The 565-nt window shown below is 73.8% G+C and carries 1 protein-coding gene; it reads right to left on the reverse strand.

The window, feature by feature from the left end; translation table 11 throughout:
* The coding region (locus ABD323_RS44470) for a peptidoglycan-binding protein (protein ID WP_344447663.1) at nucleotides 1-467 on the reverse strand (467 nt) is incomplete at its 3' end.
* Nucleotides 468-565: the final 98 nt, after the last annotated feature.

Here is a 565-nt window from a genome sequence, read left to right on the forward strand (position 1 = left end):
CGCTGCACCTTGGCCCCGGCTCCGATCGTGCGGGTGAGGGTGAACCGGCCCTGCCCGAGTGCGGTGAGGGAGGTGACACCGGGCAGTCCGTTGGCGTCCAGGCCGGTGTAGCCGAGGGAGCGCTGGAAGGCGGCGTAGGCGGTGACGGTGGTGGTGCCGAAGTACCCGTCCACCCGGCTGGCGTCGAGGAGGCCGCGGGCCTGCAGGGCCTGCTCGACGGCCAGGACCGAGTCATGGGCCCCCGGGGTCTGCGTGCTGTCGGCGCGGCGGGGATCGATCTGGGCGGCCAGGACGGTGGCTTCCATGTTCACCACGGGCAGCGCGGTGGCGACGGCCGCCGGCGCCTCGGCGGGGAGCGGCGAGGTCGCCGCCTGGGCCTGTGCGGCGCTCAGCACCAGGCCGCTCAGGACGGCGACAGCCGTGAGCAGTCGGGTGGCGGTGGTGCGGGTCTTGATGGCGGATGCCATGGGGTGGTTCCTTACTGGTTCGGTGGAGGATCGGCCCTGACCTGGTCCCGGTGTCGGGCACTGGCGGGCGAGAGGTCTGGTGGAGGCGCCCGGCTGGG

It is taken from the genome of Kitasatospora nipponensis (genome assembly GCF_039528135.1).
Lineage (GTDB): Bacteria > Actinomycetota > Actinomycetes > Streptomycetales > Streptomycetaceae > Kitasatospora > Kitasatospora nipponensis.